The 13072-nt window shown below is 64.2% G+C and carries 13 protein-coding genes and 1 pseudogene; 9 read left to right on the top strand and 5 right to left on the bottom strand.

All coding sequences use genetic code 11. From position 1 onward, the window contains the following. Window positions 1-13 precede the first annotated feature (13 nt). A complete protein-coding gene (locus E4K65_RS04035; RefSeq protein ID WP_135172993.1) occupies window positions 14-919 on the bottom strand; it encodes a LysR family transcriptional regulator in 906 nt (301 codons plus the stop codon). Window positions 920-1036: 117 nt separating this feature from the next. Between E4K65_RS04035 and E4K65_RS04030 the strand changes: the two genes are divergently transcribed. From E4K65_RS04030 to E4K65_RS04015, 4 genes are read left to right on the top strand one after another with little or no spacing between them, the layout of a single operon-like run. Continuing rightward, the gene (locus tag E4K65_RS04030) at window positions 1037-2194 is read left to right on the top strand and encodes an ABC transporter substrate-binding protein (RefSeq protein WP_167770502.1); all 1158 of its coding nucleotides are present in this window, start codon (window positions 1037-1039) and stop codon (window positions 2192-2194) included. Between the two features lie 49 nt (window positions 2195-2243). Continuing rightward, a complete protein-coding gene (locus E4K65_RS04025; RefSeq protein ID WP_135172991.1) occupies window positions 2244-3275 on the top strand; it encodes a branched-chain amino acid ABC transporter permease in 1032 nt (343 codons plus the stop codon). Then, complete coding sequence (locus E4K65_RS04020; RefSeq protein WP_135172990.1) at window positions 3272-5038, top strand: branched-chain amino acid ABC transporter ATP-binding protein/permease; 1767 nt, start codon at window positions 3272-3274, stop codon at window positions 5036-5038. Before E4K65_RS04025 ends, E4K65_RS04020 begins: the two co-directional genes overlap by 4 nt. Then, complete coding sequence (locus tag E4K65_RS04015; RefSeq protein WP_135172989.1) at window positions 5035-5760, top strand: ABC transporter ATP-binding protein; 726 nt, start codon at window positions 5035-5037, stop codon at window positions 5758-5760. The genes E4K65_RS04020 and E4K65_RS04015 overlap by 4 nt, the downstream gene beginning before the upstream one ends. Here the strand turns inward: E4K65_RS04015 and E4K65_RS49950 are convergent. Continuing rightward, a complete protein-coding gene (locus E4K65_RS49950; protein ID WP_167770501.1) occupies window positions 5733-6209 on the bottom strand; it encodes a helix-turn-helix domain-containing protein in 477 nt (158 codons plus the stop codon). The genes E4K65_RS04015 and E4K65_RS49950 overlap by 28 nt on opposite strands. 88 nt (window positions 6210-6297) lie before the next feature. On the opposite strand from E4K65_RS49950, the gene E4K65_RS04005 reads away from it, so the two are divergent. The 5 genes and pseudogenes from E4K65_RS04005 (at window position 6298) to E4K65_RS49945 (ending at window position 9878) form a co-directional block, all read left to right on the top strand. Then, window positions 6298-7278, top strand: a complete 981-nt coding sequence (locus E4K65_RS04005; protein WP_135172987.1) for a Bug family tripartite tricarboxylate transporter substrate binding protein — start codon at window positions 6298-6300, stop codon at window positions 7276-7278. A 14-nt stretch (window positions 7279-7292) separates the two neighbouring features. After that, window positions 7293-8078 carry a class II aldolase/adducin family protein gene (locus tag E4K65_RS04000; RefSeq protein ID WP_135172986.1) on the top strand — a complete coding sequence of 262 codons (786 nt, stop codon included), beginning with the start codon at window positions 7293-7295 and terminating at the stop codon, window positions 8076-8078. A 91-nt stretch (window positions 8079-8169) separates the two neighbouring features. Continuing rightward, the gene (locus E4K65_RS48455; protein WP_135172985.1) at window positions 8170-9093 is read left to right on the top strand and encodes a D-2-hydroxyacid dehydrogenase; all 924 of its coding nucleotides are present in this window, start codon (window positions 8170-8172) and stop codon (window positions 9091-9093) included. A gap of 82 nt (window positions 9094-9175) precedes the next feature. After that, window positions 9176-9256: pseudogene (locus E4K65_RS49450) on the top strand (hypothetical protein); the annotation flags it as partial. Between the two features lie 145 nt (window positions 9257-9401). Next, complete coding sequence (locus E4K65_RS49945) at window positions 9402-9878, top strand: hypothetical protein (RefSeq protein ID WP_430649021.1); 477 nt, start codon at window positions 9402-9404, stop codon at window positions 9876-9878. Here the strand turns inward: E4K65_RS49945 and E4K65_RS03980 are convergent. From E4K65_RS03980 to E4K65_RS03970, 3 genes are all read right to left on the bottom strand, one after another. Beyond that, window positions 9813-10616, bottom strand: coding sequence for an SDR family NAD(P)-dependent oxidoreductase (locus tag E4K65_RS03980; RefSeq protein ID WP_135172984.1), 804 nt, complete (start codon window positions 10614-10616; stop codon window positions 9813-9815). The genes E4K65_RS49945 and E4K65_RS03980 overlap by 66 nt on opposite strands. A gap of 285 nt (window positions 10617-10901) precedes the next feature. Beyond that, on the bottom strand, window positions 10902-11786 hold the full coding sequence (locus E4K65_RS03975) for an amidohydrolase family protein (protein WP_167770500.1): 885 nt from the start codon (window positions 11784-11786) through the stop codon (window positions 10902-10904). A gap of 349 nt (window positions 11787-12135) precedes the next feature. Beyond that, entirely contained in the window at window positions 12136-13029 is an 894-nt protein-coding gene (locus E4K65_RS03970) for an amidohydrolase family protein (RefSeq protein WP_167770499.1), read from the bottom strand. Between the last annotated feature and the right edge of the window lie 43 nt (window positions 13030-13072).

The following is a 13072-nucleotide window of genomic DNA, read 5'->3' as shown; positions in this document are numbered from 1 at the left end:
GAGGGCGGACGCCTCAGCCACGTTGGAGGGCTGCTGCGCGCTCTAGGGCCGCAACCAGTTTGGCCGCGGCGGGCGTGAGCGCGGAGCCGGCCCGCTGAAAGAGAATGGCCTCGCGTCGCCAAGTGCTGTCTGGCACGCGCAACTGCACGAGCGCGCTTCGGTGTGCAGCGGACTGCAAGAGTGGGAGGGGCATGAAGGTCAGGAAATCCGTGTCGCGCACCACGCTGGCAGTGAAGGCCACGGACCCGCTCACCACCGCCGGCGCGGGTCCCATGAGGCCGGCGGCGGCGAAGCAGGTGAGGCAACTTTTCGTGAAGGTGTGGTCGGGCGACGGTAGGATCCAGCGTGCTCCTTCGATGTCGGCCAGCGAGAGATTGCGCCGCCGCAGCAGCGGGTGGCCTTTGCGAACGACCACGCCGATCTCGTCGCGAAACAGCGGCCGGTACGCGACGCGGGGATCCGCGTAGTTCGCGGGCGGCACACCGAGCACGAGATCGAGGCCACCGCGCAGCAGGTCCGGAATGAGCTGGTCGGTCGGGCCGGCTACGGCGGTTACGCGCAGGCCGGGATTGCGCGAGCAGAGGTTTGCCGTCGCGCGCGCAATCAGGGTGTCGAGGATGCTGCTGCCGGCGCCGATGGTGACGTGACCAAAGCGGCCCGCGCGCAGGTCGGCCATGTGCACGTGCAGCCGTTCCACGTCCTTCAGAATCACGTCGGCGTGTTCGATCAGGGCTTGGCCGAACGCGGTCGGCTGCGTTCCAAGCACAGTGCGTTCAAATAGCTCCACTTCGAGCGCCTGCTCCAGACGCCGGATGCTCTTGCTCAGAGCCGGCTGCGTGATGTGCGAGGCCTCGGCCGCCTTGCCGATCGAGCCGTGGCTGGCCACGTTTAGGAAGTGGCGCAGTAAGCGAATGTCCACGGGATAACCTCCTGGAATGGGTTTCAGAAAAAATTGAATTGGCGGGGAATGCCCGGTTCATCCTACGCTAAGATGCGCCACTGCGTCACACGAAAGACACATCGGGAGGAACACGGTATGCTAGGGACGGCCTTGAGGAGGCTGCTTTTAACCGCCGCCATTTTCGGCGCAGCGGCCGTTACTGCCGGTGCGGGCGAACTCACGGTCGGTCTCAATCTGCCGCAGACCGGACCCGGATCATCGCTCGGTGTGCCAATGATGAACGCTGTGAGCCTGATGCCGCCCACGATCGGCGGGCTCAAGGTCAATTACGTCGCACTCGATAGCCGTACCGATGTCACTCAGACGGCAGCCAACACCCGCAAGCTGATCACCGAAAACAAGGCCGATGTTCTTATCGGCGAGGTCGTGACGCCGACGTCGCTCGCCATGGTGCCGATAGCCGGGGAGGCGAAGACCCCGTTGCTCGCCACCAGCCCCATTAAGGCCCTGGCCTACCCGGTGGATGACGTGCGGCGCTGGGTGTTCAAGATCGTACCCGATGACGACACCACCGCGCCGCCCGTGGTCAAATACCTTGCCGACAAGGGCGTGAAGACCATCGGCATCATCGGCTATAACGACGCTTATCTGCAAGTGTGGACCGGGCTGTTCGATCAGCTGCTGCCGTCCACGGGCATGAAGGTGATTGCCGTTGAGTCGTTCGAGCGCTCCGCGACCAGCACGACTCCGCAAGCGCTCAAACTCATTGCGGCCAAACCGGATGCGATCTTCGTTGCAGCCGGCGGCACACCCGCGGTCGTCCCCATCCGCGACCTGCGTCAGCGCGGCTTCAAGGGTATCATCCTCGCCAGCCATGGTATCGGGCTCCCGGACTTCATCGATCGCGGCGGCAAGGATGTGGAAGGCGTGGTGATGGTCGGTGAACCGTTCATCATCTGGCGCGACTTGCCGGCTGACAGTCCTTACAACAAGCTCGCGCAGAAGTTCGTTCCGGCGTATCAGGAGAAGTTCAAGGCTGATCCGCCGATGATGGCGGCGCACATCGCCGACTGCGCGACACTACTAGAAATGGCAGTTCCAGAAGCCCTGAAGCGCGGCCAGCCCGGCACGCAGGAATTCAAGGACGGACTCCGGGACGCACTGGAAAACGTCAAGGGGCTGTACCTCAATAATGGCCTGTTGAGCAATTCGCCCACGAACCACGCTGGTTACGACCCGGGCGGTCAGTTCGTCATGACCGTTAAAGATGGAGCATTCCATCTCGTGAAATAGAACTGCGCACGCATCCCTTGCCATCGCATCGCACTGACCGGGTGTCCTGATGGATTCCATGATCTTCTGGACCCTAGTGGTCGATGGTGTCGTCAATGGCGCCATCTACGCCCTGTTGGCTATCGGGCTCGTGCTCGTCTTTGTGGTGACGCGCGTGATCTTGTTGCCGCAAGGCGTGTACATGTCATTCGCGGCGCTCACGCTTAGCCAATTTCAGCGCGGCAATGTTCCCGGCACGGCCGGCCTGCTGCTCGCACTCGGGCTTGCGGCATTCGTGATTGATCTGCTGCGCTCGCGCGTCACGCGAGCGTGGCTGATGCGCCGCGTTGCCAGCGATCTCGCACTGCCGGCGATCATGTACGCTCTGGTGACCTGGCTCGTGCCGTTGCGGCCGAACATGGCCATACAAATCGTGTTGACCTTGGCGCTGATCACGCCGCTCGGCCCCTACCTCTACCGGCTTGCCTTCCAACCGCTGGAGCAGGCATCGGTGCTCACCCTGCTGATCGCATCTGTCGGGGTCCATATCGCACTCACGGTGCTGGGCCTCGTGTTCTTCGGGCCGGAAGGCTTTTTGGCAAACCCACTCTCGAGCGCGCATTTCGAAGCCGCCGGTATCGTGATCTCGGGCCAGAGCGCCATCATGGTCGCGGTGTCATTGGTCATCATGGTGTTGTTGTGGCTGCTCTTCGATCGCACGCTGATCGGCAAGGCGATGCGTGCGGTCGCCGTCAACCGCGTTGGCGCGCGGCTCGTCGGCATTCCAATCAGCCAGGCCGGCGAAATCACGTTCGCACTCGCGTCCTTTATCGGGGCGGTCTCCGGCGTGCTGATCGCCCCGGTGTCCATGGTCTACTACGACACCGGCTTCCTGATCGGGCTGATCGGATTTGTGGCCGCAATCATCGGCGGTATGGGCAGTTACCCGCTGGCCGTCGCGGGAGCGATCTTCGTCGGCCTGCTGCAGTCGTTCGCCGCATTCTGGAACAGCAACTATCAGCAAGTCGTAGTGTTCACGACGCTCATTCCAATCCTGTTGCTGCGGTCATTGCGCGCTCCAGCCGTGGAGGAAGACGAGTGAAGGGGGCAACTGCGCGTTGGCAGGCGGGGGGGCTTGCGATACTGGCGTTGGTCGTGCCGCTGACGCCACTGGTGCCGGAATTTTGGGTCACATTGCTGATCCTGATCGGGCTCGCGAGCCTAACCGCCCTGGGCCTCGTCGTTCTGACCGGGATGGGCGGCATGACTTCGTTCGGACAGGCTGCGTTCGTCGGTTTTGCCGCCTACACCACGGGCCTGCTTTCAACCACGTACGGGCTCTCGCCGTGGCTGGGCCTGCCGGCGGCCCTCGTCGTCACTGGGCTTGCGGCGTGCGCCCTCGGCGCGATTACGATGCGCCTCTCGGGGCACTACCTGCCGCTCGGCACGCTCGCTTGGGGGATCAGCATCTTCTACATCTTCGGCAACAGCGCGTTTCTCGGCGGGCAGACCGGAATGACCGGCATCCCTCCCCTCAGGCTCGGCTCATTTTCGCTCATCGGTCCGCGATCTTATTACATCCTCGTTTGGCTCGCGGTCGTGCTGTCGCTCGTGGCCACGATCAACCTGCTCGACAGCCGGGTCGGGCGCGCATTTCGGGCGCTGCGCAATAATGCTATTGCGGCGGAAGCATTCGGCGTTTTGACCGCGCGCGCCAAGCTCATCGTGTTCGTCTATGCGGCGCTGCTCGCCGGCGTTGCCGGGTGGCTCTATGCGCATTTTCAGCGCACGCTGAGTGCCAGCGCATTCGGAGCCGAAGCCAATATCGATTATTTGTTGATGGCGATTGTCGGCGGGGTGGGGCAGGTGTTCGGTGCCCTGCTTGGCGCCGGCATCGTCATCGTGCTCAAGGATCTGCTGCAGGACATGCTCGGCCGGCTCGGTATGTTCCAGGATCTCGTATTCGGAATCATGCTTGTCGGTATTCTGCAATACTCGCGCGACGGCATTTGGCCGCTGCTGTCATCCTGGCTCCCGCCGACGACGCCGCGCAGCATCGATCCCGCCGCCGATATCGAGAGGCCGGCACGGGCGCCCGCCACATCGAGCGGCCCGTTGCTGGCGCTCGACAAGGCACGCAAGACGTTCGGCGGCCTTGTCGCCGTGGATGACGTGAGCTTCAACGTCGGCCATGCCGAGACCGTGGCGCTGATTGGCCCAAACGGCGCCGGCAAGAGCACGCTGTTCAATCTGATCACCGGCGTTCGGCGCGCCAGCTCTGGACGCGTCTCGTTCGACAGCGCGTCCATCGAGCGCCTGTCACCGCAGATGATCGCCCGGCGCGGGATTGCCCGCACGTTCCAGCACGTCCGCCTGGTGCCCGAACTATCCGTGCTCGAGAACGTGGCGCTCGGCGCGCATACGCGCGGCCATGCGGGTGTCGCCTCTGCGGTCCTGCGGCTCGATCGCGCCGAAGAGCGCCGCCTGTTTGCACATGCGGCGCGCCGCCTCGAACGCGTCGGGCTCGCCAAGGAGATGTTTCGCCCCGCTGGCCACCTCTCGCTCGGCCAGATGCGCCTCGTCGAAGTCGCCCGCGCGCTGTGTCTCGATCCTCGGCTGTTGTTGCTCGACGAGCCGGCGGCCGGGCTGCGGGCGGCCGAGAAGAAGGCGCTCGCCAAGTTGCTGCGCGAGCTCAAAGGCGAGGGGATGAGCATCCTGGTCGTCGAGCACGACGTCGACTTCGTCATGGGACTTGCAGACCGTATCGTCGTGCTCGATTTTGGCAAGAAGATCGCCGAAGGACTGCCGCAAGAGATCCGCGTCAATCCGCTGGTGATCGAAGCCTACCTGGGAGGCGTCGAGTGAGCGCACCACTGCTCGCCGTCGATCGCTTCTCGGTGGCCTACGGCAAGGTCGAGGCCGTTCGTTCGGTTTCGCTCGAGGTTCCTGCGGGAAGCGTCGTCACCGTGATCGGCGCTAATGGCGCCGGCAAGACGACGCTGCTCAACGCCATGATGGGGTTGCTGGACCAAGCCGGCGCAATCAGCTTCGAGGGCCACGACTTGCGCGGCACGCGAGTCGAAGACCGGGTCGCCGCCGGGCTGGTGCTGGTCCCGGAACGGCGCGAGCTGTTCGGCTCGCTCACGGTGGAGGACAACCTGCGCCTTGGCAGCTTCCGACATCGCCGTCACCATCAGATCGGTGCGGAACTCGACAAGGTCTACGCCCTCTTCCCGCGCTTGCGCGAGCGCCATCGTCAACTCGCCGGCACTCTCTCGGGCGGCGAGCGGCAGATGCTGGCGCTTGGTCGCGCGCTGATGTCGCGTCCCCGGCTGCTGATGCTCGATGAACCGAGCCTGGGACTTGCTCCGCAGATCGTGCGCGAGAGCTTCCGCATCATCGCCGACCTGCACAAGAGCGGCGTCTCCATCCTGCTGATCGAGCAGAACGCACGTGCCGCGCTCGCCATCGCCGACCATGGCTATGTGATGGAGCACGGCGAGATCACACTCCAAGGGTCGGCGGCGGAGCTCGCACAAAACCCGCGGGTAGTGGAGAGCTACCTGGGGCTAGGGTCGGCGCGCTGACGTGCGTTCGAACCTCCGACCCAGCCGTGCCGGTACGAGACCAACCCTATGCTAGGTTGCGGCCTCAGGATCAGGCGGGTGATCAGCGTCAGCAATTTGGCGCGGGCTTTTGGGTAACCATCGGGCTGATGAGCCTCTTGGCGTGGACCGCCAATGCTCAATCGATCAGTGTGCCTGCCTACAATCCGCCAATCGGCCGGGAAGCGGCCGAACGCGGTCGGCTGCGTTCCAAGCACCGTGCGTTTAAACAGCTCCACTTCGAGCGCCCGCTCCAGACGCCGGATGCCCTTGCTCAGAGCCGGCTGCGTGATTTGCGAGGCCCCGGCGCCTTGCCGATCGAGCCGTGGCTGGCCACGTTCAGGAAGTGGCGCAGTAAGCGAAGGTCCACGGGGATAACCTCCTGGAATGGGTTTCAGAAAACAATGAATTAGCGAGGAATGCCCAGTCATCCTACGCTCGCACGCGCTGCAACTGCGTCGACCTCCGTCGTGCGGCGTGCGCGTCGCGCTCAAGGACAACCCTTCGGACAATAACGTCATGAAAGCCCTTATCCGACTGCTTGTGGCCGCGTTGGCCGCGCTGGTGTCGACCGCCAGCATCGCCCAGGATCAGGACTATCCCGTTCGCCCGATCCGTCTGATCGTGCCGTTCTCGGCCGGCGGCCCGACGGACGCGACAGCGCGCGCGGTCGCCCAGAAGATGGGTGCGCTCCTCGGCCAGCAGATGGTGGTGGAGAACCGGACCGGCGCTGGCGCCATCGTGGGCAGCGAAATCGTCGCCAAGGCGCCGGCCGACGGCTACATGTTGCTGTTCGGCACCTTTTCGATGGCGATCTCCGCGACCCTATACCCGAAGCTGCCGTACGACACGCTCGACGACTTCGCGCCGATTGGCCAGGTGGCCAACACCTTCCTTGTGCTGGCCGTCCCGGCGAACTCCCCGGCGCACACGCTCCAGGAGTTCATCGCGATGGTCAGGGCCGCGCCCGAGAAGGTGAACTACGGCAGTTCCGGCATCGGCGGCGGCATGCATCTCGCCAGCGAAATGTTCCTGGCGCGCAGTGGGCTCCAGGGCGTGACGCACGTGCCCTACCGCGGTAACTCGATGGTGGTACCCGCACTTCTGGCGGGCGATCTGTCCTTCGCCTTTCTGGGGATGGACAGCGCAGTACCGCACATCCGGTCCGGCGATCTGCGCGCCATCGCGGTGACTTCGCCGCGGCGCGACCCGCTGCTGCCAGAAGTGCCCACCTTCGCGGAGGCCGGCCTCCCCGGGGTTGAAGTCGGCATCTGGTTCGTGATCGAGGCGCCGAAGAACACGCCGCCGGCGGTCGTGAACAAGCTGAATGCGACCCTCAACGCGGCGCTGAACTCGCCCGAGCTGCAGGCCCTGAGCAGCAAGTTCGCGGGCACGGTGTTGTTGGCCGGCTCCACGCCGCAGTCCACGCGCGCCTTCATCCGCGACGAAATCATCCGCTGGGCGCCGGTGGTCACGTCCTTGAGCGCCAAACCGGAATGAGGGAGCACGCCGCCATGCAGAACTTTACTTCCAGCGACTTCTCGTCCTACGCCCCGGGCGAGCGGGAGACGCGCGTCGACCTCGCCGCCTGCTACCGGCTGGTGGATCATTTCGGGATGACCGACCTGGTGTCGAACCACATCTCCGCGCGTGTACCGCAGCGGCACGGCGAGATCCTGATCAACGCGTTCGGGATGATGTACGAAGAGATCACGGCGTCCTCTCTGATCAAGGTCGACCTGGCCGGAAACGTGCTGCACAACCCGCACGCGGACTACACCGTCAACCTGGCCGGTTACATGATCCACAGCGCCGTGCACGAGGCCCGTCCGGACGTCGGCTGCGTGATCCACACGCACACGGTCGCGGGCATCGCGATCGCCTCCCTGGAGTGCGGGCTGCTGCCGGTCAGTCAGTCGGCGATGCGTTTTGCGGACGTGGCCTACCACGACTTCGAGGGCGTAGCCTTCGAAGCCGGGGAGAAGGAGCGGTTGGCCCGCGATCTCGGCCACCGCGACGTCATGATCCTGCGCAACCACGGACTGCTGGCCTGTGGCGCGACGATCGCCGAGGCCTTTAACAACATTTATCGGCTGGAGCGCGCCTGCCAGATCCAGGCGGCCGCGATGGCCTGCAACAGCCCCATCGTCAAGATCCCCGCGGACCTGGTGCGCAAGACCGGTGCCCAGTACGCCGCGAACCCGGTTTCGATGGACCGCAAGCCGAGCCCCCTGGGCCTGACCGAGTGGCCCGCGATGCTGCGCCTGCTGGACCGCCGGGATCCTTCGTACCGCGCCTGAGGGGGCACGCATCACAGCCATCCTTCTTTCTCCACGCAGCGTCGCCGAATATGGCGAAGCGATCCGCCGCATCTGCGCATCGGCGGGCGGCTTGCGTTTTGAGGTGTTCGACGGCCGGCGGCTGGCCACCCGCGAACAACTGGCGGACGTCGAGCTCGCCTTCCTGTCCGTGGACTACATGGGAGCGAGCAGCAATCCGGCCGCCAATCCGGCGCTTGCCAGCTTTCTCGATGCGCTGGCCAACGCCCCGCGCCTGCGCTGGTTGCAGGTCTGCTCCGCAGGCGTCGACCGCCCGGAGTTCCAGCAGCTCATGGCGCGTGCAGTGCAGATCACCACGTCGACCGGCGCCAACGCACGCGCCGTGGCCCACACCGCCCTCGCGGCCGCACTAGCGTTCGCCCGCGAGGTGCCGCTGTGGGTCGAGGCCAAGGCGGCACACAAGTGGATGCCGCGCCGCGGAATCGACTCGCCGCGCGACTTCGACGGCTCACGCGCGGTTGTGGTCGGCTTGGGCCAGATCGGCCGCGAAATCGCCCGACTGTGCCGGGCCTTCGGCATGCATGTAACTGGCGTGCGCCGGCAGTCGGCCCCGATTGCCGAATGCGATGAGATCGTCAGCCTGGATCAGCTCGCGCTGGCCCTGCCCCGCACCGACTGGTTGTTCCTGGCGTGCCCGCTCACCGAACAGACGCGCGGGCTGGTGGACGGGGCCATGCTGGATCGGTTGCCCGTGCACGTGCGGGTGATCAATGTGGCCCGCGGATCTGTCGTGGTCGAGGCCGACCTGGCACGAGCCCTGCGCGAGGGGACCATCGCCGGTGCGTACTCCGACGTGTTCAGCGTGGAGCCCCTGCCGGCCGATTCGCCTCTATGGGATGCGCCGAACTTTCTGCTGTCGGCGCACAGCGCCGGGCTCTCGCAGGGCTTCGAAGCACGTACTGGCGCGATCTTCCTGCACAACCTGGAGCGCTGGGTCCGGCGCGAACCTCTGTGCAACCCGGCGATCGCGCAGTGAGGCCGCGAGCGCAGGAATCTCGAGACACCGCTTGAACGACCGCAAGACCCCCGCTTCGCCCCTGCCGCTCGCCGCCCATGTAGTGATCGAGCTCGGCCACAGCATTGCTGCGCTTTCGCCGGGGCAGATCCTGGCCGACCTCGGCACCGATGTGATCAAGATCGAGAAGCCGCACCTCGCGCGCCAACACAGCCTCGACGCAGGCGCGTCCGGAAGGTCCGGGGGAGCATCAGGCTCACGCAGGCAGCCATGCTGCGCACCACGAACCCCACACCGGACTCGAAGCCAAGTTCAGCCTAGAGTTCCCGATCGCGGCGGCCCTTTCTGTTCGGAAGGTCGGCTTGTCCGAGCTGCAGGCTCGTTCCCTGTTGCGCGACGATGTTCGGGCTTTGATGCGCAAGGTGGAGATCGTTTGCCCGCACGAACCGACGCTCGCCGCCAGCGACCGTGTAGCCGTGCAGATGGACGATGGACGCCTTTTCGACAGCGGCGAGATCGAGGAAGCGCGTGGCGGGATCGCACATCCCCTTGATAGCCGGCGAACTCGAGGCAAAGTTCATGGATTGCGTGGCGGGGAATGGGCACGATGCCGCTCGCCTGTACGGTCAGCTGCAACGGCTCGAGGCCCTCGACGGAGTGATCCTGCGCGCTGCATGAGATCCAGTCCTCTCGGAGCAGGCGCTCGGCGAGGCCTTGCTGCGTTTGCGGAGTGGGTCAGCTCAACTCGGAGTCAGCACCGAACCACCGCAAACGGAGATCACCTGGCCTGTCACATACTGCGATAACGGAGTCGTCAAGAATTCTAGGACCCCAGTGCAGTCCTCGATAGACCCGAAACGTCGCAAGGGTATGGATGCCGTCTCGTCCTGTGTGCCAACCCCTCGTGCAGCCGCTTGCGCAGCAACGCGCGAGGTCCAGATGATTGCCGGCGCCATGCAATTCACGCGCGTGCCTCTCGGTCCGAGTTCCGCCGCGAGGTAACGGGTATAATGTGCGATCGCAGCTTTAGTCGCGCCATAGCCAGCCAGTACACCCTTGCTGTAGACGGTGGTCCCTGTCGTGGATGCCATATTCACGATCACACCGCCGCCGATACTCGACATGTACGGTGCGGCCGCGACGCAACAATTGACTGTACTGAAGAGATTCACGTCCAGAAGTAGACGCAGGTCTTCATTGCGAGTGGCCGAAGCAGCGCTGAATTGCGTCGGAGTAATTGCACCTCCGGCGTTGTTCACGAGAATGTCAATTCTCCCCAGAGTCGAATAGACCTGTTCTATTGCCTCGACGGCTTTCTCGCGATCTGTCAAGTCCGTCTGGATACCGATGCCACGCCGACCCAAGTTCTGAATTTCCTCCGCTACGCTGGGAGCCTTTAAAACCTCTCCAAACGCTGCAGCAGCGTTAAGGTCGATATCGATGATGGCGACGTCGGCTCCGAGCGACGCCAAACGTAAGGCAAACGCTCGTCCAAGGCCACGGGCGCCTCCGGTGACAACCGCTGTTTTTCCTACCAACTGCATCAAAGCTCCAAGGTGTCATTGGCCGGACCCACATCTCAGGGCCAGGATTGTTGAGGACAAGTTTCGCAGCCTGAGGTTTTGCACTATTCCAGCTTCACGTCCGCCACATCCAAAGTTTGTTTCCAGCGCGCGTTCTCCTTCACGGCTCTACCCCGTTCGCCCGCCATTGCGATTCGGAAATCTTCGTGAGTAATTTCATCTTGTTCTCGGTTGTGGAAGTTAAGAGGCCCCGCCTAACGACAGCTCGGAGATCGACTGCCATAGTTGGGATGCGGAGTTGTACCTTCAGCCTAATGTTACGTTCGCCCGACGCGGGAAATCGAAGAGCACCTCAGGGTTGAGGGACAGCAACTGATTTAGGACTCCGGCATCATGCTCAAACCAGCCGGCGAAGGCGTTGAGCAACCGGCCTGCGTCGCTCGCTTCGATAAGCCCGACGTGTGGCCAGTCCGTACCCCATACCATCCGCTCCGGCGCAGCTGCATATAGTCGCTGGGCGCGATGGATCAGTCGGGGCTCCATGAGGTCAGGCGACAAGCGATAGCCAATCAATTTGATCCATGCGCGACCCGCTGATAGCAGGGAAAAGATCGCCTGCTCCGCTTCGCCAGCCATCTCGGGAGGAAGTCCTCCCAGATGATCGATCACGAGGGGACATCCCAATGAACGCAACACGGGCATCAGCTCCGTCCACTGCTCCGAGCGAAGTGCCACCTCTGCATGCCAGCCTCGTTCCGACAGCCGCGACGCGAGCTGTACCAGATCCTCGATGCCCACCGTGCCACCCAGTTGGCCCGACATGATGAACCGCATTCCGCGTACGCCGAGCGCATGCCACTGGTCGATCTGAGCATCGCTCACCCGACGGTCGGCCACTACCACGCCTCGCAAAACATCCGGCTCGCCACGCAGCGCCTGCTCGACGGCCCGATTGTCCAACCCGTACACACTGGCTTGAATCACCACGGATCTTCCGAACCCGATTGAAGCCCGAAGCTGGCGCAGCGCTGCCGGCGTAGCCGGTGCAGGACTGTAGCCGGCGTCGGGTACGGTGTTTTCGTAGTCATGCGGAGTCACGTGGCAGTGTGAATCGCACGACCACGCGGGGACAGGGAAACGCGGCGCCTCATAGTGGGCTGGAGGCGGCAGGCAAACGGATGCGATCGGCATGAGCATGTTCTCCGGAAAAGAAGCTGGACTCTTCCTCCCCGAATTCAGACATCCTGGGTCGAAGCCCAAGGCGCACTACCCACGCCTCCAAGTATCTTCGCCTCACGCGCATGCCCAACCGCGTCCGTGGCTGCCGGGGTAATCGAAGAAGCCGCGCCGGCGGCTGCGGCAACGCTCAAGAGCGTTCGGCGGTTCAATGTCATCTTGTCTCGGTTTCGTTGTGGGTGTCGCGCGACGGCACCGCCGGTCGCGACGGAAATAGGTGCGGTGGCACCGGTTAGCGTAGGAGAACCGGGCATTCGTCGCTGATTCAAGGTTTTTCCGAATCCATCCATGACGTTATCCCGGATCAGCGACCATAGAGACGCAGCGGGTTCTCCGCGAGGATCCGGCGCACGATCTCGTCGTCGTTGTCGGTTATGCTGAACAGCAGGTTCATCAGCTCGCCGTCGTCGGGAGGCGGTTGCCCGGGATCGCCCGGACGCCGGTAGAGCACGTGCGGCCAGTCGGTGCCCCATATCAACCTGTCGCTGCCATTGCGGATGAGGGCCCGTCCGAGCGGCACGGCATCGGAATAGTCGGGCGGCCCGACGTCCGACCAACGGTCGCTGTTGCTGATCTTCACCCAGCACCGTTCCAGCTGCTGCAACTTCAGGAGCCGGTGGAAGCCGGGCTGCTCGACGCCCTCGCTGACTCGCATGTGAGAGAAGTGGTCGATGACAAAGGGGATGGGCAGCTTCGCGAACACCGGCGCCAACTCGATCAGGTCGCTGGGTTCCGTGTGCAGCACCACGTGCCAGCCGAACTCGGCGATGCGCGCGACGCTGCGGTGGAAGGTCTCCATCCTGGGCCGCTTCTTGATAAAAGCGGCAAAGTGGAACCGCGCGCCGCGCACACCCGCCCAGTGCAGGGCCTCGAGCTGCGCCTGCGTCGTGTCGTCGTCGATCACGGCGACGCCCCTGAGCCTTGGGTCGGCCCTGAGCTGCTCGATGTAGCGGTCGTAATTCGCGAGCACGGCCGTCGTCTGCACGAACACGCCGAAGTCGATGCCCAGGCGCGCGTGCATCCGGTCCAAGGCGCTTCTCGGCGCGTCGATCGGCGCATAGGCCGCCGTCGGATCGGCGGCCCCCCGATCGGCGCTTTCGAAGATGTGGAAATGCGTGTCCCAAGCGCCCGCGGGCACCTTGCGCCGAGGCGTGCTGGGTTGCGGGTGATAGGGCGGCGCGCCGGATGTCTCGGCCACCATCTGTCTCCTTCATGTGCGTCGCCAAAGTACGATTCCTGCC

Source organism: Bradyrhizobium niftali, from assembly GCF_004571025.1.
GTDB lineage: Bacteria > Pseudomonadota > Alphaproteobacteria > Rhizobiales > Xanthobacteraceae > Bradyrhizobium > Bradyrhizobium niftali.
Note: the sequence above shows the minus strand (reverse complement) of the source record. Positions and strands in the feature narration are given on the sequence as shown.

Coding starts and splice junctions, on each gene's coding strand:
- E4K65_RS04025 (WP_135172991.1), top strand. CDS start 2,244: ATGGATTCCATGATCTTCTGGACCCTAGTGGTCGATGGTGTCGTCAAT.
- E4K65_RS04030 (WP_167770502.1), top strand. CDS start 1,037: ATGCTAGGGACGGCCTTGAGGAGGCTGCTTTTAACCGCCGCCATTTTC.
- E4K65_RS03975 (WP_167770500.1), bottom strand. CDS start 11,786: ATGCCGATCGCATCCGTTTGCCTGCCGCCTCCAGCCCACTATGAGGCG.
- E4K65_RS04000 (WP_135172986.1), top strand. CDS start 7,293: ATGCAGAACTTTACTTCCAGCGACTTCTCGTCCTACGCCCCGGGCGAG.
- E4K65_RS04005 (WP_135172987.1), top strand. CDS start 6,298: ATGAAAGCCCTTATCCGACTGCTTGTGGCCGCGTTGGCCGCGCTGGTG.
- E4K65_RS49950 (WP_167770501.1), bottom strand. CDS start 6,209: ATGACTGGGCATTCCTCGCTAATTCATTGTTTTCTGAAACCCATTCCA.
- E4K65_RS03980 (WP_135172984.1), bottom strand. CDS start 10,616: ATGCAGTTGGTAGGAAAAACAGCGGTTGTCACCGGAGGCGCCCGTGGC.